The organism is Robbsia betulipollinis (genome assembly GCF_026624755.1).
GTDB lineage: Bacteria > Pseudomonadota > Gammaproteobacteria > Burkholderiales > Burkholderiaceae > Robbsia > Robbsia betulipollinis.
The window spans coordinates 90,898-113,328 of sequence record NZ_JAPMXC010000002.1 but is presented as its reverse complement, the minus strand read 5'-3'; the positions used below and the strand labels follow the sequence as shown (position 1 = coordinate 113,328).

The window sequence follows — 22,431 nt, the reverse complement described above, 5'->3', positions numbered from 1 at the left end:
GGAGAAACGTCATGTCGAGGCTCGTCCGCCTGTTGTCTGCCAGTACCGCGCTTCATACCTTCGGGCGAGCGCGACTCACCCGCGTCTTTCGCTCCTGCCGGGACAAGGGCGACAAGGGCGACAAGGGCGAGTTTCCCGCAGCAGCGGCGACGCCTGCCGAATCGCAACGCTTCGGCTCGGGAATCGCGGGTGGCGGCATCAAGCGCACGGCCTCCGTACGTCCGGTTCAGGTCACGCCGCTATCCGCGACCCGCAGCGCGGTGCGCGTTTATCGTGGCAGTTCGGGCACCACCATGGTCGGAAAGATCGACGCAATATGCCGGATGATCGATCGCTGCATCGCGGACGAGAGCGCGGCCATGATGACAACGGGAAACGAAGCGGGCCGTTCGATCTGATCCTCGCCCCCGCCCCTGGCCTCAATCCCCACGTTGCACCCGCGTCTTGCCTGGTTTTTGCCCTGTCTGCAGATGTATCGTACGCGAACGGAGATAAGCACTCCTGAGGTGAGCAACGCACTGGTATCATTATTGCTTGACGACTGAGTCAACCATGACAGGAGAATCCGAATGAGCGAAGACAACAAGACCCCCGCGGCACCGGCAGCAGACGTTACGGTGGCCAAGCATAGCGACAACGAAAAGAGCGCGATTCCCGACCGGGCCGACGAAGGGCGCGACGCTGCGCCCAACGACCCACCGGGACAAGGCGAAGCAGCGGAACCGCCGGTAGGCTGAGTTTCACTTTGAAACACCTGGCTGTGCAAGGCAGGAGTGGGTCGGTCCGCTGCTCGCTCGACAGCGCACCGCGTATCGCTGCAGGCGAAGGACCATGAAAAGACGACTACTGAGTACCCTGATCGTTTGTACGGCGCTCGCCGGTTGCGCGACGAAGTTTTACGGGCGGGAGAGCGAACTGACCGCCTATGAAAAAAACAGCCTCAGCTGCCCGGAAATCGATATCGAAACCGCCAAGATAGATGATTTCCAGAGGCGAGTAGGTCAAGAGAGTCAGTTCGATGGCCGCTCCGCCCTCTCGTTCGCGACGGACTTCGGCATCGGTAACGCGATGGAAAAAAGCGCCGCGATCAAGAGCGCGAACAACCGACGCAATCAACTCGACGATCTGCGTGTGGAAAAAGGATGCGCAAAGGATGCGCCACCGTCCGTACGCACGATGCCGTCGACCTCGCCGACATCGGCCGATTAGCCGTCTGATGCATGCCATGGCGGAGCATGTCGCGTGCCGCGTCCATATGGGATCGACCGCAGCCAGGTCTCTGCCGGGGTTCAGTGGAGGCTCTTTTAGCCACGCACGAAAACCCGCGTAAACTGTCGCTTCGCTGGCCCTGCGCCTGACACTGCCCCATCTCGATGAACCACCTCGAATCCATCCTTCCCGCTCACGGGCGTCGCATATGCGTTGCGCCCATGCTTGACTGGACCGACCGCCATTGCCGGTTTTTCCACCGGCAGTTTTCCAGACATGCATGGTTATATACCGAGATGGTCACGACCGGCGCGCTGCTGCATGGCGACGTCGCGCGTCATCTGGCATTCAATGAGGCAGAACATCCGGTCGCGTTGCAGCTCGGCGGCAGCGAGCCCGCCGAGCTCGCGCGTGCCGCGCGGCTCGCCGCAGACTGGGGATACGACGAGGTCAATCTCAACTGCGGTTGCCCGTCGGAACGCGTACAACGTGGCGCATTCGGGGCGTGCCTGATGGCCGAACCCGGCCTGGTGGCGGATGGCGTCAAGGCGATGCGCGACGCGGTCACATTGCCGGTGACGGTCAAACACCGAATCGGCATCGATCACGGCGAAGACTACGGTTTCGTTCGCGATTTCGTCGGCGTCGTCGCCGCCGCCGGCTGCGCGACGTTCATCGTGCATGCGCGCAACGCGATTCTCAAGGGTCTGAGCCCCAAGCAAAACCGTGAAATTCCGCCATTGCGTTACGAGTATGCGTATCGCCTGAAACGGGATTTTCCCGATCTCGAAATCATCGTCAATGGCGGTATCCAGACGCTGGATCAGGCGGCCGAGCATTTGCAACGGGTCGACGGCGTGATGCTGGGGCGCGAGGCGTATCAGAATCCCACCATCCTGCGCGGAGTCGACCAGCGTTTCTACGGATCGACGGCGCCCGCCATGAACGATGCCGAGATCGAAGCGGTGCTCATCGCTTATTGCGAGGACGCCCACCGGCGGGGCACGCCGCTCAACGCCATCGTGCGCCATGTCCTGGGCTGGCACCGCGGCGCGCCGGGGGCACGCAACTGGCGACGCATATTGTCGGATACGCCTCGGCTCACGCGGGGCGACTTCACCCTGTTCGACGACGCCCGTGCTGCCCTGCGAACGATGCAGGCAAACTTCACGACCTTCGGAGAACACGCAGAATCTTCTAGCCAAGTTTGAAATGCATCGCTATAATCTTGTTCTTCGGTGATGCGACTACATAGCGTTGCCGCTAGCAAGAAGACCGTGGTGGCTGTAGCTCAGTTGGTAGAGTCCTGGATTGTGATTCCAGTTGTCGTGGGTTCGAGCCCCATCAGCCACCCCAAGAATATACGCTGGCCAGCATACAAAATGCATTGTGTGGCTGGCGATTCAAAACGTTGGCCCTTCCATCTTATTGGATAGGGCAATGCAGAAGGCCTGCCTCTACGGCAGGCCTTCTGCATTTAAGCGAATGACATGCATCGTCCGGGCGAAGAAACCGATATTCCTGAATGGTGCCTCCCCTCATCGTGCAGAAGCAGCTCATTCGACCCGCCGCAGGATGGGCGGCACGCTAGTGGGCGCGTAGCGTCCGTCGAAGAACTCCGCACTGGGCCGCACCCAGATCCGTCCGCTTTTGAGGCTTTGGTACACCACCACTTCCTCGCCCGACATTTCCAGCTTCGCCCTGGTCACGACGCTATACAGGCGCCCGGTACGCTGATGCTTGTAGACGGTGTTTTCCGACAACTTTTCCGACAATACATGCGACATTTCGAATATTCCGATTCAGTGAATTCTATCGAATCCCTGCGATACGATGCGCACAACGGTATCCGACACCATTTGGCGACACTGCCATCGCGATACAGCAACGGGTGACTGCATTTACTATAAATCGACGAGCACACCCGCCATGTGTCGAAAAGAGCGGGAAAACCCGCTCAACTCCCATGCCATTTGGCCTGCAAACAACAATTTCAACGATAAAACCGCCCCGAGGAGGAAGACGTCGGTCCTACCGACTTCATGCCCGGCAACCTTCGCCCCGCCCCCGGCAGACTTCACGCAGCGGCGCCATGCCACCGCATGGATTCAACAAGGGAACGCCGTCATCCATGAAATGAACACGAGCTGATGCAGCGTATAGTTCGATTGCGCTGGGTGATGCGCCATATAGTCCTCCAGCAGTCCGGGTCCGCGAACATAGGTTACGCCGTCGGGCAAGCAAACGAATTTGTGGGAAACCCTGTGGTCCGCGATCAAACCCCGGCTGGTCATAAGTACCAACTGTTTCGCGCCAGCGGGATCGCGCTGGGCAAACTGCAGGTATTGCGCACCCGTCATGCCGCCCGTCGGGTCGGCGCCCTGGGCGACGGCAAGCGTGCTGGATGCCATGCCGAGCCAAAAAAACGCGGAAAGGAGTGCCCGCGGCAGCGTCGCCATCGTTCGCCATCTTCTTGTACCACTACCCATCTCACCGCTGGTCATTCGTCCCACCCTCCGGAAAAGCGCTAGCGTATACCTTCTTGCCATGGCGGGGAATCCCCGGAGTCGGCTTGTCCGCGCGACTTGCACACATTGACATTGCCGGGCTGGAGGCCCTCATCCGATCACGGCGGTCTTGCTCCAATATTTCACCGCCATCGCCCGCGCTTCATCAAACGCCCGCAACGGGTCGTCGGAGGTCTCGCCGAAGTGAATCTCGTCATCCGCCGAAAGCGCGCCGTCGAGGTGAATACGAAAAATCGCCTGGAATTGGCCGTCACTCGTCGGAACGGCCTCGAGACTGAAACGGCGTAGTCGATCGCTATGGGGGGATTGGCTCATTGTCTCGCTCCTGAAGCGTCGTTATCCGGCATTATGGGTTTTCTGTCCGTCACGAAAAGAGGACGGCCATGTGGCAAGCAAGATCCGTTCCTTTCTGTTTTCGACGCGATCTGCATCCCACCCCCCTCACTTGGCGTATAAGGCCATTCGCTCGCGCCCGGGACGGATTTCACTTGTTCCCACTTGCGGCGTGCGGCACGTTGCGCTATACTGTTTTTTCTGACGCGGGGTGGAGCAGTCTGGCAGCTCGTCGGGCTCATAACCCGAAGGTCGCAGGTTCAAATCCTGCCCCCGCAACCAGTTTCAAGAACGCCCCTTTGCGCAAGCACAGGGGCGTTTTTCATGGGGCAGCGCGATAAAGCGCCCGCTTGCGGTGCATCGGGCCATGGTTCTGGATGACACCCCGAGATACGACACCGCAACGACACCTCGCCCTCGACGCTTTTCCGGCATAACGTTTGCTTGATATCCGTTTCCCGAGTCAAACGATATTTGCCATGATCGCTACGTTGCCCCGCGGCAGACCTCTGTCCGCTCATCGGCCGGAACCCATTCCCGGACAGCCCGAACGCGATCCCTTTTCCGAGCCTCAGCCGGATGACATACCCGGTCTGCCGCCCGGCCCGCATCCGGGACACGACACGGGCGACGACCCCATCGCTCCACCTGTCGAAATACGCTATCCGGGCATGCACTGACGGTAGGTGAATGTCTCGGCGCCACTGTGTCGATCACACCGACACCATCGGAGAAAACGATGATCAAGAATTTCATACATACGGTAAATGGGCAGAATCTCGATTTCTGTGCAACCCTCGGCGACGGGCCGGAAGGTCGGCGCGCGATCATCAGCACAGTCCAATCCCCCGAAACGCTGGTGATCATGGAGGCTGAAGGTGCCCTTTCTGCCCTCAAGGTGCGACTCGAATCGCCCGAAGCGATGCTGGACGATGCCATCGACAAGGCGAAGGAAGGCGGACTGATCGACCGCGCGATCGAAACCGGCACGATTCAAAACGGACGCCTGTAACTGCGTGGCCCCGTGCACCGCATACGGATTGCACCCGCACGTGCTTCGCAGCCCTTTGAAAACCGTGTAATCTGTTTGAAATAATTTCCTCTGGTGAAACGGATGACCGGCCGGGCAAGGGTATCGATCAGCGACGCAGCGAGTCATCCGTCCTCGCTCCCGCGCGGCATATCGCACGGAATGGCGTTCCGAATTTTCCCGATGCCGGCATCGATCGGGCTATGGGGACTGCTAGGGCTGGCGGTTTTTTCGGTTGCGTCGGCCGGTTCGGCGTTGGCCGCCGAGCGGGGAAAGGCGAACCCTTCCATGGGACAGGCCGCTGCTTCGGCATCCACGCTTTCCGCGCCCCCTGTCCGGCGCTCCCAACCGCGCCCCCTTCCCCACGGCATGACCCACGATCCAGGTCGCGTCGCGGACCCTATGCCGGTCAAGCGTCCGCCCGCGCATGCGACCGAGGACCGTATGATCCACGATCGCGCCGCCAGCGATGCGCTGGCGCGATGAACCGCGCTTGTCGGAAAAAACAGCCCGCCCGCGCATGGGTCGACGCTTGCTTGCTAGACTACCTGCCTCCTTCCCCTCCATCGCCTGCCCATCCGCCCGATCGGCCGCGTCTCTGAATGCAAAACGTCCTGTTGGCTGTCGCTGCCCTGTTTCTTGTCTTGCTTAACGGGTTTTTCGTCGCCGCCGAATTCGGTCTGGTGAAATTACGAAGCACCCGGGTGATCGAACTCGCCGAGGTGCTGGGCTGGCGGGGACGCATCCTGCAACGGGTGCATGGTCAACTCGATACCTATCTCTCGGCTTGCCAACTCGGCATCACACTGGCGTCCCTGGGCCTGGGCTGGGTCGGCGAACCGGCCTTCGCGCGCCTCCTCGCGCCCGCTCTGCATGCGTCCGGCATCGCCGCGCCGACCGTGGTGTCGGGCGTCTCGTTCGCGATCGCCTTTTTCCTTATTTCCTTCCTGCACATCGTCGTGGGCGAACTCGCGCCGAAGTCCCTCGCCCTGCGAAAACCCGAAGCCGTGGGTGCCTGGACGGCATGGGCACTGTATGGTTTCTACTGGTTCGCCTTGCCGGCCATCAAACTCCTGAACGCCAGCGCGAACGCGACCCTGCGCATCTTCGGCCTCGACACGGGCGATCATCCCGACGCGACGTATTCGTCGTCGGAGCTCAAACTGATTCTGCGCTCGCGCCGCACGAGCGCCAACATGACGGCGCCGGAGCGCAATATCCTCGCCCATTCGCTGGACTTCAGCGAACTGGAGGTGTCCGACCTGATGCGTCCCATTGGAGAAGTCGTCTCGATGTCGCGCGCACTGAGCGTCGAGGAAAACCTGGCGATCGCCAGCAAGCAGCGCTTCACGCGCTACCCGTACTTCGATGCGGATGGCGAAACCGTGCTGGGCATCATCCACGTCAAGGACCTCTTTCTCGCCGGTATCGAGCACGAAGAAATCGACTCGCTCGAACGCTTCATCCGCCCGGCGCAGCGGGTCGCGCCGAATCTCCCGGCGCCGGAACTCTTTCGGCGGTTTCGCGGCGGCGCGCCGCATTTTGCGGTGGTCGGCCATGCCGATCCGCTGCAACCCGTCAAACCCGTCGGCTTCATCACGCTGGACAATCTGCTGACCGCCATCGTCGGCGAGATCCGCGATGAATTCGGCGAACATGGCGACGACTGGACACAGCTCTCGGACGGCACGCTGGTGGGCAAGGGCAGCCTGCCGCTGTTCACGCTGGAACGCGCGCTGGGGATCGATCTGGGCGTGGAAGAGGTCGAATCGATCGGCGGCCTGGTGACCTACCGTCTGGAAGAACTGCCGGTGGAAGGACAGCGTATCGCCTTCGACGATTTCGATGTCCTGATCGAAAAAATGACGGGACCCAGGATCACCACGGTCAGGATCGCGCCACGCCTGAAGGATTCGCGGGAAGCGTGAGACGGTCCGCAAAAGCGTGCGCCGCGCGCTCGCACGCTTCGTGCAAAGTTGCCTGTCCGACGCCCCGCACGCACTCTATAATGAAGCCCCGATCGGAAGGGGCCGCGGTGTCGTGAGCGCGCCCTCGACCGAGCACCCGCCGCCCGCTCACGGGACTGCCGACCGCGAACCTCTATGCAACGCTTTATCCTGCCTTATCTGTGCGGCTTTCTTGCCGTGCTGTTTTTCCAGCAAGCAACGATCGGCATGCTTCACGCCGCGGGACTGACCGCGGTCGCACCGTTTGCCCTGGTACGTATCGACCCCTTCGGTCTCCCCGGATTCATCGTTGCCGGTATTGCATCCGGTTTTTATGCGGTCGTGATGGCGTGGCTGCTGCGCGTCGATTCCTCGCGCGCCGCCCCGTGGCTGGCTGCCTTCGTATTCGGAGGCATCGTACCCACGGCCATGACGATCTTCGTGCAGGGGCCATTGCAGGGCCAATGGCCGACCGGCAATATCCTGCCGGAAGTCGCCTTCGGCTTTGCGACCAATGCGATGTGGGGATGGGGAACGCTGGCGTTGATTCGCGCGATGTCGCCCGCGCCCAGGCCGCCGGCCTATCAACGCGACTAAGGCGCGGTCATCCCCGCATGGCACCGGATTCGTCGCGTACCCGGTTTGCCAGGGGCGAGACGAGCGACGGTTCTTCCTCGCCCATCAGCGAGGATGCAACGATCACGACCGCTGTCAGGAAGAACACGCCTACCGCCAGGACGATAAGCCAATACCCTGGTTCGAATTCAAACATTTCCACCCCGCAAAGCTCGTTTTTACTGTACCAAGCAATATTCGCGCCAATCGCTCGGAAACGCGGTGGAGAAAGGCTTTGGCGTTTGCCGGTGGAACGCCTGGCAATATCGGAATGCAGTTCTTACACTTCGGGCGGCATACGTGAAGCGGGAACGTCGACGCTGGGTGCCTGCGGGTGGAAATGGCCGCTCTTGAGCAGTACCGGGCGGCCGGCGTCGAGCAACAGATGGTGACGGGCCCGGTCCTCGATTGCCGCCCGACTGCGCGCGAATGCGGCGAGCCAGCCGGCTTCGTCGGTCGACGCCACGCTGAAATGGTCTTCCAGCGCTTCCACGGAGATCGCGCACTCGACGTCGTGCTCGCCCACCCGTGCCGGAAACACCACGGTCAGATTATCCGCTCGATACCGGGCCGGTACGTTCTCGAAGCTCACTGCGGAGTTCGCAACCGAACTCGCAGCGGAGCTCGCGGTTGTATGACGGTTCATGGCAATGTCGCTTACTTTGTTATCGCCGCAAGTCCTGTTCAAATCTCAGCCGCCCCGTTCCCGCGGCGACAGCAACTCGTCGATGTAGTCCCGTGCGGCGCCTTCCAGCTGTTCCAGCGCCGACTGCGCATCCGGGAAGTCCGTTACGCTGCCCAGTTCGACGAGACGCTCCAGTTTGCGGGGTTCGTCCACGCCGTGCTCCGTCAGGCTCAACGCGCCGACATAGTGCGGCGCATTCGCACTGCCCGATGCGCCATTCAGCGAAGCGCTCGCATTGATGAAGAACCCCTTGTAGGGGCCGGTGATTCGTCCTGCCATTGCACAACTCCTGATGATGTCCTGCCAATTATGCCTGCAACGGCACCAGGACCGCAGACGTGCGGTTGCCTGGGAGGAGGAGGAATGCCGCGGGGAGACAAGCATTCCGCCACCCGAAAGACCGGCAAATTGCTAGAATCGTTCCCGCGGCCGGTCCGGCCCCGGGCCTTCACGCCCTGATTCCGGCGCGTTTCCGCTCCGTCTTCCTGCCTTGCATCCTTGCTGCGCATTTCTATGATCACGACCTTCGCCCGCCTGTCTCCCGCCGCATGCCTGCGGCTGGCCCTCCCCCTGACCTTGATCCTGAGTGGCATCGTCGGCCTCGGCGGCTGCGCATCGTCCAGCTCCACCCAGTTGATCAACTTGCCCGACGGCCGTCAGGGCTTCACGATCAACTGCAGCGGCAGCGACGCGCGCCAAAGCTGGGCGCAGTGCTATGAATCCGCCGGCAAGGCGTGCGGCGCGACCGGCTACGACGTGGTCTCCAAGGACGGCGACGATGGCGTGACGGGCGGCTCGGTCAACGGCTTGTTTTCCGCGAACATCCGCAACCGTGCACTGGTCGTGCGTTGCCACTGATCGAGTCAATCCGGTTTTCCACGAATCCTCTTGCATGTAAAATGTCCCGATGCTATAGTTCTGTTCTCGGACGCGGGGTGGAGCAGTCTGGCAGCTCGTCGGGCTCATAACCCGAAGGTCGCAGGTTCAAATCCTGCCCCCGCAACCAACGCTTTCCGAAAGCCCGAACTTCTCACGAAGTTCGGGCTTTTTTCGTTTTGGCCCGTTTCGTTTTGGCATGCCGTGATGCGGGCGCGGCCCGGCGTGTATCGCGAATTCGGGCAACCGTCGCGGTGGCCGATGGTACACTCGAAGGCACCGCGCCGGCCGGGTCCGCCGCGACGCACGCGCTACGTGCTGCGCGCTGCGCTCCGTCTCGGGCGTGCGTGCTTTGACGCCGTGCTTGACGCGGCGTGCTTTGACGCCGTGCTTGACGCGGCGCGCTTCGACCCGGCCTGCCAAAAACGCGTCGCGACCGCACTCGACACGGGCGCAACGGACGCACGCTGTTCGAACCGACGAATAAGAAAGCCTGAATGAATTACTGCTCGAACTGTGGACATCATCCCGTCGCTCGTCTGATTCCCCCAGGCGACACGCGGGAACGTTTCGTCTGCCGCCAATGCGATACGATCCACTACGAGAATCCACGCAACGTGGGCGGCACCGTGCCGGTATGGGGCGAACAGGTATTGCTGTGCCGGCGCGCGATCGAGCCACGCCTGGGATTCTGGACGCTGCCGGCCGGCTTCATGGAGATCGGCGAGACCACGGCGGAATGCGCCTCGCGCGAAACGCTCGAGGAAGCCGGCGCGCGCGTTGAAATCGAAGGCCTGTTTTCGCTGCTCGACGTGCCGCACGTGCATCAGGTGCACTTCTTTTACCGCGCGCGACTTCTCGATCTGGACATCGCCGCGGGCGTGGAAAGTCTGGAAGTGCGTCTGTTCTCGGAAGCGGACATTCCGTGGGATGAAATCGCCTTTCCGACCATTACGCAAACCCTGCGCTTTTTCTTTGCGGATCGGCGCGCCGGGCGGTTCGAGCTGCATACCGCCGACCTCCGGCAGCCCATGCGCACGGACTAGGCTGCGGGCCGGAGGACAGCACGATGATTCCCTGGCTCGCCGCTATCGACCCCTTTCCGGCGCTGGAGCGCGCGCTTGACGCCGCCAGCGACGCGCCGGGCCTGCTGGCCGCCAGCGCGGATCTGACCCCGGCGCGTCTCGAGTGCGCCTACCGCAGCGGCATCTTCCCGTGGTATTCGGCCGGACAACCGGTACTCTGGTGGAGCCCCGACCCGCGCATGGTGCTGCGTCCGGCGGCCTTCAAAGTGGCGCCGTCGCTGCGCAAGACGCTGAAAGCCGTGTTGCGCGACGCACGCTGGCAGGTGCGCGTCGACGTCGACTTTCGCGCGGTCATGTCGGCCTGCGCCGATACCCCCCGCGAAGGCCAGAACGGCACCTGGATCACCCCGAGCATCATCGCCGCGTATGGCGCGCTGCACGCGAAGGGCCTCGCCCACAGCGTCGAAACCTGGTACGACGGCGAACGCGTCGGCGGGCTGTACGGGGTGGCGATCGGCGCGATGTTCTTCGGCGAGTCGATGTTCGCCCACCGCAGCGACGCCTCGAAAATCGCGCTTGCGGCACTATGCGCGCATCTGAGACGGCACGCGGTCGAGTTGATCGATTGCCAGCAGAACACGGCGCACCTCGCGCGGCTGGGCGGCAGCGAGATCGACCGCGCGGTGTTCGTTCGGCACCTGGGGCGCGCCTGCGCACAGCCGGCGATTCCGTGGGACTTCGGCAAGCAGACGCTGGCCGACTGGTTGTCCGCCCCGGGCTGAGTCCGCCGCCCGCGCGGGCCATTGTTTGAAATGATAGACTGGGCGCGTCCGCAAGCCCGTGGAGTTCCTGGCGTGACCCATCCACAAGAGTTTCCGCTCTCGCCGCTGTCGGCGCTGCAGTTTTATGCAACGGCGCCCTACCCGTGCAGCTATCTCGCGGGACGCACCGCGCGCTCCCAGGTCGCGACGCCCGGCCATCTGATCAATTCCGACGTCTACACGGAACTGGTAGGCGCCGGCTTCCGGCGTTCCGGCGTGTTCACCTACCGGCCCTATTGCGACGGCTGCCGGGCATGCGTGCCGGTGCGTGTCGTCGTCGACGGGTTTCGGCCAAGCCGCACGCAGCGCCGTACGTGGAAGCAGCATGGCGATCTCCTCGTCCAGGCCGATCCGCTGCATTTCGACGAGGAACACTACGCGCTCTACACGCACTATCAGTCGCAACGCCATGCGGGCGGCGGAATGGACCGCGACAGCCGCGAACAGTACGATCAGTTCCTGCTGCAAAGCCGCGTGAATTCGCGTCTCGTCACGTTCCGCGAGCCGCCGGCCGCCATTGCCGCATCCGGCGATGACGGCCGGCCACGCGGCCGGGAGCGCGTTTGTGGGGACCCCTCGCCGGCAGGCATATTGCGCATGGTCAGCATCATCGACATCCTGGGCGACGGACTGTCTGCGGTCTATACCTTCTACGACAGCGCGCTCCCCCACGCCAGCTTCGGCACCTACAACATCGTCTGGCAGATCGCCCAGGCGCGAAGCCTGCAGCTACCGTACGTCTATTTGGGGTACTGGATCGCGGAAAGCCGCAAGATGGCCTACAAGGCGGGCTACGCGCCTCTCGAAGCGCTGATCGACGGACGCTGGCAGGCGTTGCCGCCCGAGGCCGGCATCGGGCAGTAATATCAGGCGGCAACGCCCGACGCCCCGCTTCGTGCCCGCATCGGCGGGTTCCCCGGGCTACGCGGACGCGGCGTGCCGGCCCCGCCACGTGTGCGTGCTTTTTCCTGCCGCATCACGGCGATAGGCCATAAAATAGCGCCACTTTCGATTCCCGCCTCCGATTCACGACTTTCCAAGCAACCCTCGTGCTCAGCTCCCTGTACCCGCTCGCCCGCCGCTCCCTGTTCCGCCTCGACGCCGAACGCGCCCACCATCTGACGCTGGCCGCGCTTGGCGCGGCGGGGCGCGCCGGCCTGTCCGGCTGCGTGGCCGGGCGCGCCGTCAAGGCGCCCGTGACCGTCATGGGATTGCGGTTCGACAACGCGGTGGGTCTCGCCGCCGGGCTCGACAAGGAAGGCGCCTGCATCGATGGCCTGGCCGGACTGGGATTCGGCTTCATCGAGGTAGGCACCGTCACGCCCCGCCCGCAGCCCGGCAACCCACGCCCGCGCATGTTCCGCATCCCGGAAGCACAGGCGCTGATCAATCGGATGGGTTTCAACAACGGCGGCGTCGACCGCTTTCTCGCGAACGTGCAGGCATCGCGCTGGAAAGGCGTCCTCGGGTTGAACATCGGCAAGAACGCGAGCACGCCGATCGAACGCGCGGTGGAGGACTATCTATATTGCCTGGATCGCGTCTACCCGTTCGCGAGTTACGTGGCGATCAACATTTCCTCCCCGAACACCAAGAATCTGCGTCAATTGCAGGGCGCCAGCGAACTCGACGAACTGCTCGGCGCGCTGACCGAACGCCGCCGTCAGTTGAGCGAAATGCACGGCAAACAGGTGCCGCTCGCGCTGAAGATCGCGCCCGACCTCGATGAAGCCGGCATCCAGAATATCGCCGACACCGTGTTGCGGCACCGCATCGATGGCGTGATCGCCTGCAACACCACCTTGTCGCGGGCCGCCGTCCAGGGACTGCCTCACGCCGACGAGGCCGGAGGCCTTTCGGGCGCCCCGGTACGCGATGCGTCGAACCGCGTGATCGCCGCACTGCATGCGCGCCTGGGCGACGCCGTGCCGATCATCGGCGTGGGCGGCGTGCTGTGCGCAGCGGACGCGCTGGCGAAGATCGATGCCGGCGCCTCTCTCGTGCAGGTGTATTCCGGACTGATCTACCGCGGTCCGGCCCTGGTGGCCGAATGCGCGACGGCGCTCGCGGCGCGCATCGGGCGCTGAAGGAATGCCGGTGCCGCCGTCGCGCACGTGGCCGACAGCCGGTCTTCCACGATATGATGGAGGCCCAGCGCGTCCGACAGGCATCCATGAAGCATTCCGGTCGTTCTCCCCGCCCGCCCGCCGGTAGCGGCGTCATCCCCAACGTGGCGCCCGACCCGCGCCCGAATGCGAACCCCGGCGCGATGGAGGACGGCGCGCGCGGCGGCGAGACGTCAGGCGAAAGCCGTACCGCCATTCAGGTCATCGACCGGATGATGCGGCTGCTCGACGCGCTCGCCGCGCACAGCGAACCGGTGAGCCTGAAGGATCTCTCCGCCGATACGGGATTGCATCCGTCCACCGCGCATCGCATCCTCAACGACATGGTCAGCGGACGCATGGTGGATCGCGCGGAACCGGGCACGTACCGGCTCGGCATGCGCCTGCTGGAGCTGGGCAATCTCGTCAAGGGCCGTCTGTCCGTACGGGAAACGGCGATCGGCCCGATGCGCGAGCTGCATCGCCTGACGGGACAGACCGTCAATCTTTCGGTGCGCCAGGGCGACGAGATCGTGTATGTCGACCGGGCGTTCAGCGAACGCTCCGGAATGCAGGTAGTCCGGGCGATCGGCGGGCGCGCGCCCCTGCATCTGACCTCGGTCGGCAAGCTGTTTCTCGCCGCGGACGAGGCGCCGCGCGTGCGCAGCTATGCCGCACGCACGGGTCTGGCCGGCCACACGGCGAACAGCATCACCGATGTGGGCAAGCTCGAACGGGAACTGCAGTGGGTACGTCAGCACGCGTGCGCGCGCGACAATGAGGAACTGGAACCCGGTGTGCGCTGCATCGCCGCGGGCATCTACGACGACACCGCGCGGCTCGTCGCGGGCCTTTCGCTTTCCGCTCCCGCGGACCGGCTGCAGGAGTCCTGGTTCGCGCAACTCAGCGAGACCGCGCAAGTGATCTCGCAAGCATTGGGCTACACGCGCGACGAAAGCGGCAGCCAGCCATAGGACCGGGTGCGGCGCGGCATGCGGTCCATCCACCCGCGCCAGCAATCGCGACGGCGCGACCGATGCGGGTCACGCCAGCGAGACACCGATGCGAACGCATCGGCATTCACGTACTCACGCACTCACGTGCCCGAATGGCCCGTGTCCGCGCTCGTCACGCGCTGGATGTTGCCCGTCTGGATCAGCCAGTTGCGCACGCGCGTCGCATCGCCTTCCCGCGAATACTTGCCTACCGAGTCGAGCAACACGATGACCACCGGCCGCGACTGGATGATCGTCTGCATCACCATGCATTCGCCCGCCTCGTTGATGAAACCGGTCTTCTGCAAACCGATGTCCCAGCTGGCGCTGCGCACCAGGCCGTTCGTGCTGCCGTAGTGCAGGCGCGCACGGCCGGTGTCGACGTCGTATGAAGACGTGGTGGAGAGGCGGCGGATCAGCGGATATTGATACGCCGCGTCGACCATCTTCACCAGATCGCGGGCGCTCGACACGTTGTGAAAGTTCAGGCCCGTCGGGTCCTCGAACTTCGTGTCCATCATGCCGAGATCGTGCGCTTTCTTGTTCATCGCGGCGACGAACGCCGGGCGACCGCCCGGGTAATAACGGCTCAACGCCGCTGCCGCCCGGTTTTCCGACGACATCAGCGCGATGTGCAGCATGTCCTCGCGCGACAACCGCGAGCCGACGGACAGGCGCGAACCCGTGCCCTTTTCGTAATCGCGGTCCTCGTCGGTCACCATGATGGTGTCCGTCATCGGGCCCTTGCCGTCGATGGTCACCATCGCCATCATCAACTTGCTGATCGACGCGATCGGCACGATGGCGCTGGAGTTCTTGTCGATCAACGGCGCGGACGTCGTCTGGTCGACCACGTAGGCAACCGACGAGCGCAGGTTCGGGCCGTCCTGCAGTTCGCGCAACCCAAAGGCGTGCGGCGCGGCAACGGCCGGACGCGGCGCATAGGCGACCGAGTGCAGCGTGCCATGGCGCCGGCCATGACGGCCGGCGCGCGGCGCGGCCGCGACAGTGGTGGCCGCGGCGTGGCCGCGCGCGGCGACATTCTGATGAGGGGCTTTCCGGTGACCGGCCGCTGCCTTGTGAGCGGGCGCGGCGACAGCCAGCGACGGCCCGACAAGGAGGGACCCGAGCACGGCGGAGAGGGCGAATGAGGCGACGGCACGGCGCGCGGCGCCATGCAACGTTTCGAGCGAGACTTTCGAGCTCTTCATTCCACGATTCTTGAGAAGGCTAAAGGGGCGACAGCTTGGGGATCTGAACAGTTTAGTGAAGGCGGTACATTAACGCAATTAAATAGTTAGGCCTCGCACTTAAAGTGTCCTCTGCGTCCCACGCAGGGCGCCATGCCCCGCCGGGGAGCCCGTGGGCGGCACGCTTTCGCCCGTCGAAAAAAAAGAGCAGCCGGACATGCTGTCCGACTGCTCTTTCCCGCCTCCGCGTGCGCCCCGGCTCGACCGCGGCGGATGCCGCGCCGGCTATTTCTTCGCCGGCGGCAGGTCCGTGCAGACCCCTTCATACAGTTCGGCCGCCATGCCCACCGACTCCCCAAGCGTGGGGTGCGGATGGATGGTCTTGCCGATATCCGTCGCATCGGCGCCCATCTCGATCGCCAGACACACCTCGCTGATCAGATCCCCGGCGTTCGTGCCGACGATGCCGCCGCCGATCACCCGGTGCGTGGCCTTGTCGAACAGGAGCTTGGTGAACCCCTCGTCCCGCCCATTTGCGATTGCCCGGCCCGACGCCGCCCACGGAAACACCGCGCGGCCATACGACGCGCCTTCGGCCTTCAACTGATCCTCCGTCTTGCCGGCCCACGCGACTTCAGGGTCGGTATAGGCCACCGACGGAATCTGCGCCGCGTCGAAGTAGGACTTCTCACCCGCCGCGACTTCGGCCGCGACATGGCCTTCGTGGACGGCCTTGTGCGCAAGCATCGGTTGCCCGACGAGGTCACCGATCGCGAGGATGTGCGGCACGTTCGTGCGCTGCTGCTTGTCGACGGCGATGAAGCCGCGTTCCGACACCGCGACGCCGGCCTTGCCCGCGTCGATCTTGCCGCCGTTCGGCGAACGGCCGACGGCCACCAGCACGAGGTCGTAGCACTGCGCCTCTGCGGGCGCGCCCTCGCCTTCGAAGCGCACGTGAATGCCGTCGTCACGGGCTTCGGCGGAAACGGTCCGGGTCTTGAGCATGACATTGGCGAAGCGCTTGGCGTTGTGCTTCTGCCAGACCTTCACCAGGTCGCGATCCGCGCCGGCCATCAGGCCGTCGAGCATTTCGACGACATCGATGCTCGCGCCCAGGGTCGAATACACCGTCGCCATCTCCAGACCGATGATGCCGCCGCCGATCACCAGCATGCGCTTGGGGATCTGGCGCAATTCCAGCGCGCCGGTCGAATCGACGACGCGCGGGTCCTTCGGCATGAAGGGCAGGCTGACCGCCTGCGAGCCGGCCGCGATGATCGCCTGCTTGAAGCGGATCACCTGCTCGCCGTCGGCGCCCTGCACCGCCATGTGGAACGGATCGACGAAGCGGCCGTCGCCGGTGACGACTTGCACCTTGCGCATCTTGGCCATGCCGGCGAGACCGGTGGTGAGCTTGGTGACCACGGACTCCTTGAAACCCCGCAGCTTGTCCAGATCGATCGTCGGGGTGCCGAAGCTGATGCCGTGCGCGGCCAGCGCCTGCGCTTCCTCGGTGATTTGCGCGGTGTGCAGCAGCGCTTTCGACGGGATGCAGCCCACGTTCAGACACACGCCGCCCAGGCGCGCATAGCGCTCGACCAGGACTGTCGACTGGCCGAGATCCGCGGCGCGGAAGGCCGCGGAGTACCCGCCGGGGCCGGCGCCGAGCACCAGCACGTCGCAGGCGATGTCGACCTTGCCGGCATAGGCGCCGGCCGGCGCGGGCGCCGCGGCCGACCCCGCCGGGGCGCTCTCGCGCTTTTCCGAGGTCGATCCCACGGGTGCGTCGGGCGCGCCGCCGGCGGCATTGACGACCGGGGCACCGGATGCGCCAGCCGTCGCGGAGGTGGCACCCGCGCTGTTCGTCCCGCCAGATGCCGCCGGGGCACCTTCGGACGCCGCGCCTTGCGCGACCGTCTCGACCAGCGCGATCACCGATCCCTGCGAAACCTTGTCGCCCGGCTTCACGCGCAGCTCCCTGACGACGCCCACGATGTCGCTCGGCACGTCGATCGAGGCCTTGTCGGACTCGAGCGTGATCAGCGACTGTTCCTTTTCGATCGAATCGCCCGGGGCGATCGACACTTCGATGATGCTGACGTCCTTGAAGTCGCCGATATCCGGCACCTTCACTTCGACGAGACCCATGCTTGTCCCCTGTTCTTTCGCGCGGCTTCTACGGGGCCGCGCGAGCCCGTTTCACTACATGCGTCACAACATGGCAGCGCGGCGGCGGGCCGCGCCGTCGCGCCTTACAGCAGGACGCGGCGGAAGTCCGCCAGGATCTGGCCGAGGTAGGCATTGAAGCGCGCGGCTTCCGCGCCGTCGATCACACGGTGGTCGAACGAAAGCGACAACGGCAGCATCAGGCGCGGCTGAAACTGCTTGCCGTCCCACACGGGCTGGATCGCGCCACGGCTGACGCCGAGAATCGCGACCTCGGGGGCATTGATGATCGGCGTGAACGACGTACCGCCGATACCGCCGAGCGACGAAATCGAGAAACATCCGCCCTGCATCTGTTCGCCCTTCAGCTTGCCGTCGCGGGCCAGCTTCGCCAGATCCGAGCTTTCCTTCGCGATGTCGAACACGCCTTTCTTGTCCGCGTCGCGGATGACGGGCACGACCAGGCCGTTCGGCGTATCGGCGGCGAAGCCGATATGGAAATATTGCTTGAAGACGAGGGTGTCGCCATCCAGGCTGCTGTTGAGCGTGGGGAATTTCTTCAACCCCGCCACCACCGCCTTGATCAGGAAGGCCAGCATCGTCACCTTGACGCCGGATTTCTCGTTTTCCTTGTTCAACTGCACGCGCAGCGCTTCGAGTTCCGTGATGTCCGCGACGTCGTTGTTCGTGACGTGCGGGATCCGTACCCAGTTGCGGTGCAGGTTGGCGCCGGAGATTTTCTTGATGCGCGAGAGCGGCTTGGCGTCCACCGGACCGAATTTCGCGAAATCGACCTTCGGCCAGGCGAGGACATCGAAGCCGGCGCCCGCGGCTGCGGTGCCCGACGCCGTGCCGGCGGCTGCGGCCGGCGCGCTCAGCGCGCCCTTCACGAAGGCGCGCACGTCATCCTGCGTGATGCGGCCCTTCGGGCCCGAGCCGGCGACGCGCGTGACATCGACGCCCAGTTCGCGCGCGAACTTGCGAACCGACGGGCTCGCGTGGCTGACGCGATGCGCGCCGGTCTGCGGCGGGATCGAAGGCGCCTCGGCCAGTGCGGAAGGCTGCTCGGCGGACTGGGCGGCCGGTGCCGGCGCGGGAGACGACACCGGTGGCGACGCGGGTGCCGCGCTCGGCGCCGGCGCCGCAGCGGCAGGTGCCGCAGCCGGCGCGTCGCCCGCCAGCGTCAGGATCACGACGCCCTGCGCGACTTCGTCGCCCACCTTCACGTTGACGGACTTGACGACGCCCGCCGCGGGACTCGGCACGTCCATCGTGGCCTTGTCCGATTCGAGCGTGAGCAAGGACTGCTCGGCTTCGATCCGATCGCCCACCTTGACCAGCACCTCGATGACCGGCACCCCCTTGTAGTCGCCGATGTCCGGGACCTTCACCTCGACGTCGGCGCCCGCAGCGGGTGCCGCGCCGGTGGCGGGTGCCGCGGCCGGCGTTTCGGCTGCGGCCGTCTGGCTCGTGCGCGTGCCCGCGGCGGCCTGCGCCGCCGGTGGCGCGTCGCCGGTCGGCGTGCCCCGATTCGTCGGGGCTGGCGCTGCATCGGGCGCTGCAGCGGCACCCGATGCAGCGGCGCCCGACGCGTTGTCCTCCAGCGTCACGATCAGCGTGCCCTGCGAAATCGGGTCGCCCGGCTTCACATGGACGGCCTTGACGGTGCCGCCGGCGGGACTCGGCACGTCCATCGTCGCCTTGTCGGATTCGAGCGTCAGCAGAGACTGTTCCGGCTCCACGACATCGCCGACGCTGACCAGGACCTCGATCACCGGCACATCCTTGTAATCGCCGATATCCGGCACCTTGACTTCGATCGCTTGACTCATTTTCCGCGTGTCTCCAGGGACCACCCGCCGCATCGCCGCACCTGACCCACAGGTCGCGCGGTCCGGGCCTTCTCGTTTCGTCTCGTTTCGAACGGGACCCGGGAGGCATGCCTCCCGGGTCCCGCGCTCCTCAACCTCTCCCACCACCGGCGCTGCGCCACCACTGCCGCGCGACGCCACCGGCTAGACGGTCATCGGGTTCGGCTTGGCCGGGTCCAGACCGTACTTCTTCAGCGCTTCGCCCACCACGCTGCGCGCGATCGTGCCTTCGTCGGCGAGCGCCTTCAGGGCGGCGATCGTGACCCAGTAGCGGTCGACCTCGAAGAAGTGCCGCAGTTTCTCGCGCGTGTCCGAACGGCCGAAACCGTCGGTGCCGAGCACCGTGTAGCGGCGCGGCACGAACGCGCGGATCTGTTCGGCGAAGGCGCGGATATAGTCCGTCGCCGCCACCACCGGGCCCTGCGTGCCGGCCAGCAGCTTCTCGACGTGCGAGACGCGGCGCTCGGCCTCCGGGTTCAGCAGATTGAAGCGCTCCGCGTCCTGGCCGTCGCGCGCCAGTTCGGTGAAGCTCGGCGCGCTCCACAGATCCGCTTCCACGCCCCAGTCGTCCTTCAGCAGGGCCGCCGCGCCGATCACCTCGTTGAAGATCGTGCCCGAACCCAGCAACTGCACCCGCGCTGCCGGCTTGCCCTTGGCCGCATCGGCAACGTCGGCGCCGCGCCGGAACGCGTACATGCCCTTGATGATGTCCGCCGCCACGTCGCCCGGCATTTCCGGGTGCTCGTAGTTTTCGTTCATCAACGTCAGGTAGTAGTAGACGTCCTCCTGGTTCTGCACCATGCGGCGCAGACCATCCTGGATGATGACGGCGACTTCATAGCCGAAGGTCGGATCGTAGCTGACGCAGTTCGGAATGAAAGCGGAGAACAGGTGCGAATGACCGTCCTCGTGCTGCAGTCCTTCGCCGTTGAGCGTCGTCCGGCCCGCGGTGGCGCCCAGCAGGAAGCCACGGGCGCGCATGTCGGCCGCCGCCCAGGCGAGATCGCCGATGCGCTGGAAGCCGAACATCGAATAGAAGATGTAGAACGGCACCATCTGTTCGCCGTGCGTCGAGTACGCGGTCGCCGCGGCGATCCAGTCGCTCATCCCGCCGGCTTCGTTGATCCCTTCCTGCAGGATCTGGCCGTTCTTCGTTTCCTTGTAGAACATCAGCTGGTCGCTGTCTTCCGGAACGTACTTCTGCCCGTCCTGGTTCCAGATGCCGATCTGACGGAACAGGCCTTCCATGCCGAAGGTACGCGACTCGTCGGGGACGATCGGGACGATCCGCTTGCCCAGCGCCTTGTCCTTGAGCAGGATGTTGAGGATCCGCACGAAGGCCATCGTCGTAGAGATCTCGCGGCCCGGGCCCGTGCCCTTGAGCACCGGATCGAATGCGCCCAACTCCGGCGTCGGCAGCGGCTCGGCCTTCTGCCGGCGCGCCGGCAAATAGCCGCCGAGCGCCGTGCGCCGTTCGCGCATGTAGGCGAGTTCCTTCGAGCCTTCCTCGAACTTGAGGTACGGCACGTCGGCGATTTCGTCGTCGCTGATCGGCAGGCGGAACTGGTCGCGGAAGCGCTTGAGCGCTTCCACCGGCAGCTTCTTCTGCTGATGGGTGATGTTCATCGCCTGGCCGGACTCGCCCATCCCGTAGCCCTTGATCGTCTTGGCGAGGATCACCGTCGGCTGGCCGACGGTCTTGGTCGCCGCGTCGAACGCCGCGTAGAGCTTGTGCGGGTCGTGGCCGCCGCGATTGAGGTTCCAGATGTCGTCGTCGGACCAGTCCGCCACCAGCGCCTTGAGTTCCGGGCTGTTGAAGAAATGCTCGCGCACGAAGGCACCGCTTTCCGATTTGTACGTCTGGTATTCGCCGTCGACCACTTCCATCATCCGGCGCATCAGCGCGCCCGACTTGTCGCGCGCGAACAGCGCGTCCCAACGGCTGCCCCAGACCACCTTGATGACGTTCCAGCCGGCACCGCGGAACTCGCTTTCGAGTTCCTGGATGATCTTGCCGTTGCCACGTACCGGGCCGTCCAGACGCTGCAGGTTGCAGTTGATGACGAATACCAGATTGTCCAGCCGCTCGCGTCCGGCCATGCCGATCGCCCCCAGCGACTCCGGCTCGTCGGTCTCGCCGTCGCCCAGGAAGGCCCAGACCTTGCGCCCGTCGGTCTTGACGATGTCGCGCGCCTGGATGTACTTCATGAAGCGCGCCTGGTAGATCGCCATGATCGGGCCCAGGCCCATCGACACCGTCGGGAACTGCCAGAAATCCGGCATCAGCCACGGGTGCGGGTACGAGGAAATGCCCTGCCCGCCCACTTCCTGGCGGAAGCTGTCGAGCTGCTGTTCGGTCAGACGGCCCAGCAGGAACGCGCGCGAGTACATGCCCGGCGACGAATGGCCCTGGAAGAAAATCAGGTCCCCGCCATGCTCCGGAGACGGCGCGTGCCAGAAGTGGTTGAAGCCGACGTCGTACAGCGTCGCAGCCGAGGAAAACGACGCGATGTGACCACCGACGTTCGTGTCCTTGCCGGCGCGCAGCACCATCGCGAGCGCGTTCCAGCGGGTATAGGAGCGGATGCGGTGTTCCAGATCCTGGTCGCCGGGGATCTTCGCCTGCTGGCTGACCGGAATCGTATTGATGTACGGGGTGTTCGCCGAGAACGGCAGATGCTCGCCGTGCACGCGGGCGAATTCGATCTGCTTTTCGATCAGGTAGTGCGCGCGGCCGGGACCGGCCGCGTTGATCACGCCTTCCAGCGCTTCAAGCCATTCCGTCGTTTCCTGGCGATCGTCGTCCTGATCGGCGGCGACATATTTCAAGACTTCTTCGGGCACTGCGGACATGTGTGTCTCCTCAAATGCGAAATCGCGCAACCGACAGGCTCAAGGCAGGCGACGACCACGCGCCAATTGCCGACGGACGGCGCTGATTGTAAGAACGCCGGGTAGGCAGCGCAACAACAATTTTCAAATGACGGGATCGCGTTTCATGATGCGAAATATCCTGGTAAATCAGCGAAAAAGCCT

General features: G+C 64.5%; 23 protein-coding genes and 3 tRNA genes. 16 read left to right on the top strand and 10 right to left on the bottom strand.

Annotation, left to right across the window (positions count from 1 at the left end):
- Window positions 1-11: 11 nt before the first annotated feature.
- The 5 genes from OVY01_RS12340 (at window position 12) to OVY01_RS12320 (ending at window position 2,565) form a co-directional block, all read left to right on the top strand.
- The gene (locus OVY01_RS12340) at window positions 12-398 is read left to right on the top strand and encodes a hypothetical protein (RefSeq protein WP_267847885.1); all 387 of its coding nucleotides are present in this window, start codon (window positions 12-14) and stop codon (window positions 396-398) included.
- 171 nt (window positions 399-569) lie between these two features.
- A complete protein-coding gene (locus OVY01_RS12335; protein WP_267847884.1) occupies window positions 570-737 on the top strand; it encodes a hypothetical protein in 168 nt (55 codons plus the stop codon).
- Between the two features lie 94 nt (window positions 738-831).
- On the top strand, window positions 832-1,209 hold the full coding sequence (locus OVY01_RS12330) for a hypothetical protein (protein ID WP_267847883.1): 378 nt from the start codon (window positions 832-834) through the stop codon (window positions 1,207-1,209).
- A 164-nt stretch (window positions 1,210-1,373) separates the two neighbouring features.
- Entirely contained in the window at window positions 1,374-2,420 is a 1,047-nt protein-coding gene (dusA, locus tag OVY01_RS12325) for a tRNA dihydrouridine(20/20a) synthase DusA (protein ID WP_267847881.1), read from the top strand.
- 69 nt (window positions 2,421-2,489) lie between these two features.
- Window positions 2,490-2,565, top strand: a tRNA-His gene (locus OVY01_RS12320).
- Between the two features lie 200 nt (window positions 2,566-2,765).
- On the opposite strand, the gene OVY01_RS12315 is transcribed toward OVY01_RS12320, so the two are convergent.
- From OVY01_RS12315 to OVY01_RS12305, 3 genes are all read right to left on the bottom strand, one after another.
- Window positions 2,766-2,996, bottom strand: coding sequence for a DUF1653 domain-containing protein (locus OVY01_RS12315; protein WP_267847880.1), 231 nt, complete (start codon window positions 2,994-2,996; stop codon window positions 2,766-2,768).
- A 321-nt stretch (window positions 2,997-3,317) separates the two neighbouring features.
- Window positions 3,318-3,668, bottom strand: a complete 351-nt coding sequence (locus tag OVY01_RS12310; RefSeq protein ID WP_267847878.1) for a Rap1a family protein — start codon at window positions 3,666-3,668, stop codon at window positions 3,318-3,320.
- A gap of 159 nt (window positions 3,669-3,827) precedes the next feature.
- Window positions 3,828-4,052 carry a hypothetical protein gene (locus tag OVY01_RS12305; protein WP_267847877.1) on the bottom strand — a complete coding sequence of 75 codons (225 nt, stop codon included), beginning with the start codon at window positions 4,050-4,052 and terminating at the stop codon, window positions 3,828-3,830.
- Window positions 4,053-4,275: 223 nt separating this feature from the next.
- Here OVY01_RS12305 and OVY01_RS12300 point away from each other — a divergent pair.
- From OVY01_RS12300 to OVY01_RS12285, 4 genes are all read left to right on the top strand, one after another.
- A tRNA-Met gene (locus tag OVY01_RS12300) sits at window positions 4,276-4,352 on the top strand.
- 457 nt (window positions 4,353-4,809) lie between these two features.
- Complete coding sequence (locus OVY01_RS12295) at window positions 4,810-5,082, top strand: hypothetical protein (protein WP_267847875.1); 273 nt, start codon at window positions 4,810-4,812, stop codon at window positions 5,080-5,082.
- Window positions 5,083-5,702: 620 nt separating this feature from the next.
- The gene (locus tag OVY01_RS12290; RefSeq protein ID WP_267847873.1) at window positions 5,703-7,028 is read left to right on the top strand and encodes a hemolysin family protein; all 1,326 of its coding nucleotides are present in this window, start codon (window positions 5,703-5,705) and stop codon (window positions 7,026-7,028) included.
- Window positions 7,029-7,202: 174 nt separating this feature from the next.
- Complete coding sequence (locus OVY01_RS12285; RefSeq protein WP_267847871.1) at window positions 7,203-7,643, top strand: hypothetical protein; 441 nt, start codon at window positions 7,203-7,205, stop codon at window positions 7,641-7,643.
- Window positions 7,644-7,650: 7 nt separating this feature from the next.
- Here OVY01_RS12285 and OVY01_RS12280 read toward each other — a convergent pair whose 3' ends face one another.
- The 3 genes from OVY01_RS12280 to OVY01_RS12270 all read right to left on the bottom strand — a co-directional run bounded on the left by OVY01_RS12280 (window position 7,651) and on the right by OVY01_RS12270 (window position 8,625).
- Complete coding sequence (locus OVY01_RS12280; protein WP_267847869.1) at window positions 7,651-7,818, bottom strand: hypothetical protein; 168 nt, start codon at window positions 7,816-7,818, stop codon at window positions 7,651-7,653.
- A 123-nt stretch (window positions 7,819-7,941) separates the two neighbouring features.
- Window positions 7,942-8,307 (bottom strand): DUF1488 family protein, encoded by a 366-nt coding sequence (locus OVY01_RS12275; protein ID WP_267847867.1) that lies wholly within the window; start codon window positions 8,305-8,307, stop codon window positions 7,942-7,944.
- Between the two features lie 45 nt (window positions 8,308-8,352).
- Window positions 8,353-8,625, bottom strand: coding sequence for a hypothetical protein (locus OVY01_RS12270; protein ID WP_267847865.1), 273 nt, complete (start codon window positions 8,623-8,625; stop codon window positions 8,353-8,355).
- A gap of 234 nt (window positions 8,626-8,859) precedes the next feature.
- Here OVY01_RS12270 and OVY01_RS12265 point away from each other — a divergent pair, with 234 nt between their 5' ends.
- The 7 genes from OVY01_RS12265 to OVY01_RS12235 all read left to right on the top strand — a co-directional run bounded on the left by OVY01_RS12265 (window position 8,860) and on the right by OVY01_RS12235 (window position 14,147).
- On the top strand, window positions 8,860-9,204 hold the full coding sequence (locus tag OVY01_RS12265; RefSeq protein ID WP_267847863.1) for a hypothetical protein: 345 nt from the start codon (window positions 8,860-8,862) through the stop codon (window positions 9,202-9,204).
- A 71-nt stretch (window positions 9,205-9,275) separates the two neighbouring features.
- Window positions 9,276-9,352: transfer RNA gene (locus OVY01_RS12260), tRNA-Met, on the top strand.
- 367 nt (window positions 9,353-9,719) lie between these two features.
- Window positions 9,720-10,268, top strand: coding sequence for an NUDIX hydrolase (locus tag OVY01_RS12255; protein WP_267847861.1), 549 nt, complete (start codon window positions 9,720-9,722; stop codon window positions 10,266-10,268).
- A 23-nt stretch (window positions 10,269-10,291) separates the two neighbouring features.
- The gene (gene aat / locus OVY01_RS12250; RefSeq protein WP_267847859.1) at window positions 10,292-11,029 is read left to right on the top strand and encodes a leucyl/phenylalanyl-tRNA--protein transferase; all 738 of its coding nucleotides are present in this window, start codon (window positions 10,292-10,294) and stop codon (window positions 11,027-11,029) included.
- Window positions 11,030-11,101: 72 nt separating this feature from the next.
- A complete protein-coding gene (locus OVY01_RS12245; RefSeq protein ID WP_267847857.1) occupies window positions 11,102-11,932 on the top strand; it encodes an arginyltransferase in 831 nt (276 codons plus the stop codon).
- 185 nt (window positions 11,933-12,117) lie between these two features.
- Complete coding sequence (locus tag OVY01_RS12240; RefSeq protein ID WP_267847856.1) at window positions 12,118-13,155, top strand: quinone-dependent dihydroorotate dehydrogenase; 1,038 nt, start codon at window positions 12,118-12,120, stop codon at window positions 13,153-13,155.
- A gap of 182 nt (window positions 13,156-13,337) precedes the next feature.
- Window positions 13,338-14,147 (top strand): IclR family transcriptional regulator, encoded by an 810-nt coding sequence (locus tag OVY01_RS12235; RefSeq protein WP_267848069.1) that lies wholly within the window; start codon window positions 13,338-13,340, stop codon window positions 14,145-14,147.
- Window positions 14,148-14,269: 122 nt separating this feature from the next.
- Here OVY01_RS12235 and pbpG read toward each other — a convergent pair whose 3' ends face one another.
- The 4 genes from pbpG to aceE all read right to left on the bottom strand — a co-directional run bounded on the left by pbpG (window position 14,270) and on the right by aceE (window position 22,248).
- On the bottom strand, window positions 14,270-15,379 hold the full coding sequence (gene pbpG, locus OVY01_RS12230) for a D-alanyl-D-alanine endopeptidase (protein WP_267847855.1): 1,110 nt from the start codon (window positions 15,377-15,379) through the stop codon (window positions 14,270-14,272).
- Between the two features lie 264 nt (window positions 15,380-15,643).
- A complete protein-coding gene (gene lpdA / locus OVY01_RS12225; RefSeq protein WP_267847854.1) occupies window positions 15,644-17,506 on the bottom strand; it encodes a dihydrolipoyl dehydrogenase in 1,863 nt (620 codons plus the stop codon).
- 104 nt (window positions 17,507-17,610) lie between these two features.
- Window positions 17,611-19,356 (bottom strand): dihydrolipoyllysine-residue acetyltransferase, encoded by a 1,746-nt coding sequence (gene aceF / locus OVY01_RS12220; RefSeq protein ID WP_267847852.1) that lies wholly within the window; start codon window positions 19,354-19,356, stop codon window positions 17,611-17,613.
- Window positions 19,357-19,539: 183 nt separating this feature from the next.
- Window positions 19,540-22,248, bottom strand: a complete 2,709-nt coding sequence (gene aceE, locus OVY01_RS12215) for a pyruvate dehydrogenase (acetyl-transferring), homodimeric type (protein WP_267847850.1) — start codon at window positions 22,246-22,248, stop codon at window positions 19,540-19,542.
- Window positions 22,249-22,431: the final 183 nt, after the last annotated feature.

Excerpts from the sequence above, each read along its gene's own strand:
- OVY01_RS12340 (WP_267847885.1), top strand. The coding sequence starts at position 12 with ATGTCGAGGCTCGTCCGCCTGTTGTCTGCCAGTACCGCGCTTCATACC.
- OVY01_RS12335 (WP_267847884.1), top strand. The coding sequence starts at position 570 with ATGAGCGAAGACAACAAGACCCCCGCGGCACCGGCAGCAGACGTTACG.
- OVY01_RS12330 (WP_267847883.1), top strand. The coding sequence starts at position 832 with ATGAAAAGACGACTACTGAGTACCCTGATCGTTTGTACGGCGCTCGCC.
- dusA (WP_267847881.1), top strand. The coding sequence starts at position 1,374 with ATGAACCACCTCGAATCCATCCTTCCCGCTCACGGGCGTCGCATATGC.
- OVY01_RS12315 (WP_267847880.1), bottom strand. The coding sequence starts at position 2,996 with ATGTCGCATGTATTGTCGGAAAAGTTGTCGGAAAACACCGTCTACAAG.
- OVY01_RS12310 (WP_267847878.1), bottom strand. The coding sequence starts at position 3,668 with ATGGCGACGCTGCCGCGGGCACTCCTTTCCGCGTTTTTTTGGCTCGGC.
- OVY01_RS12305 (WP_267847877.1), bottom strand. The coding sequence starts at position 4,052 with ATGAGCCAATCCCCCCATAGCGATCGACTACGCCGTTTCAGTCTCGAG.
- OVY01_RS12295 (WP_267847875.1), top strand. The coding sequence starts at position 4,810 with ATGATCAAGAATTTCATACATACGGTAAATGGGCAGAATCTCGATTTC.
- OVY01_RS12290 (WP_267847873.1), top strand. The coding sequence starts at position 5,703 with ATGCAAAACGTCCTGTTGGCTGTCGCTGCCCTGTTTCTTGTCTTGCTT.
- OVY01_RS12285 (WP_267847871.1), top strand. The coding sequence starts at position 7,203 with ATGCAACGCTTTATCCTGCCTTATCTGTGCGGCTTTCTTGCCGTGCTG.
- OVY01_RS12280 (WP_267847869.1), bottom strand. The coding sequence starts at position 7,818 with ATGTTTGAATTCGAACCAGGGTATTGGCTTATCGTCCTGGCGGTAGGC.
- OVY01_RS12275 (WP_267847867.1), bottom strand. The coding sequence starts at position 8,307 with ATGAACCGTCATACAACCGCGAGCTCCGCTGCGAGTTCGGTTGCGAAC.
- OVY01_RS12270 (WP_267847865.1), bottom strand. The coding sequence starts at position 8,625 with ATGGCAGGACGAATCACCGGCCCCTACAAGGGGTTCTTCATCAATGCG.
- OVY01_RS12265 (WP_267847863.1), top strand. The coding sequence starts at position 8,860 with ATGATCACGACCTTCGCCCGCCTGTCTCCCGCCGCATGCCTGCGGCTG.
- OVY01_RS12255 (WP_267847861.1), top strand. The coding sequence starts at position 9,720 with ATGAATTACTGCTCGAACTGTGGACATCATCCCGTCGCTCGTCTGATT.
- aat (WP_267847859.1), top strand. The coding sequence starts at position 10,292 with ATGATTCCCTGGCTCGCCGCTATCGACCCCTTTCCGGCGCTGGAGCGC.
- OVY01_RS12235 (WP_267848069.1), top strand. The coding sequence starts at position 13,338 with ATGGAGGACGGCGCGCGCGGCGGCGAGACGTCAGGCGAAAGCCGTACC.
- pbpG (WP_267847855.1), bottom strand. The coding sequence starts at position 15,379 with ATGAAGAGCTCGAAAGTCTCGCTCGAAACGTTGCATGGCGCCGCGCGC.
- lpdA (WP_267847854.1), bottom strand. The coding sequence starts at position 17,506 with ATGGGTCTCGTCGAAGTGAAGGTGCCGGATATCGGCGACTTCAAGGAC.
- aceF (WP_267847852.1), bottom strand. The coding sequence starts at position 19,356 with ATGAGTCAAGCGATCGAAGTCAAGGTGCCGGATATCGGCGATTACAAG.
- aceE (WP_267847850.1), bottom strand. The coding sequence starts at position 22,248 with ATGTCCGCAGTGCCCGAAGAAGTCTTGAAATATGTCGCCGCCGATCAG.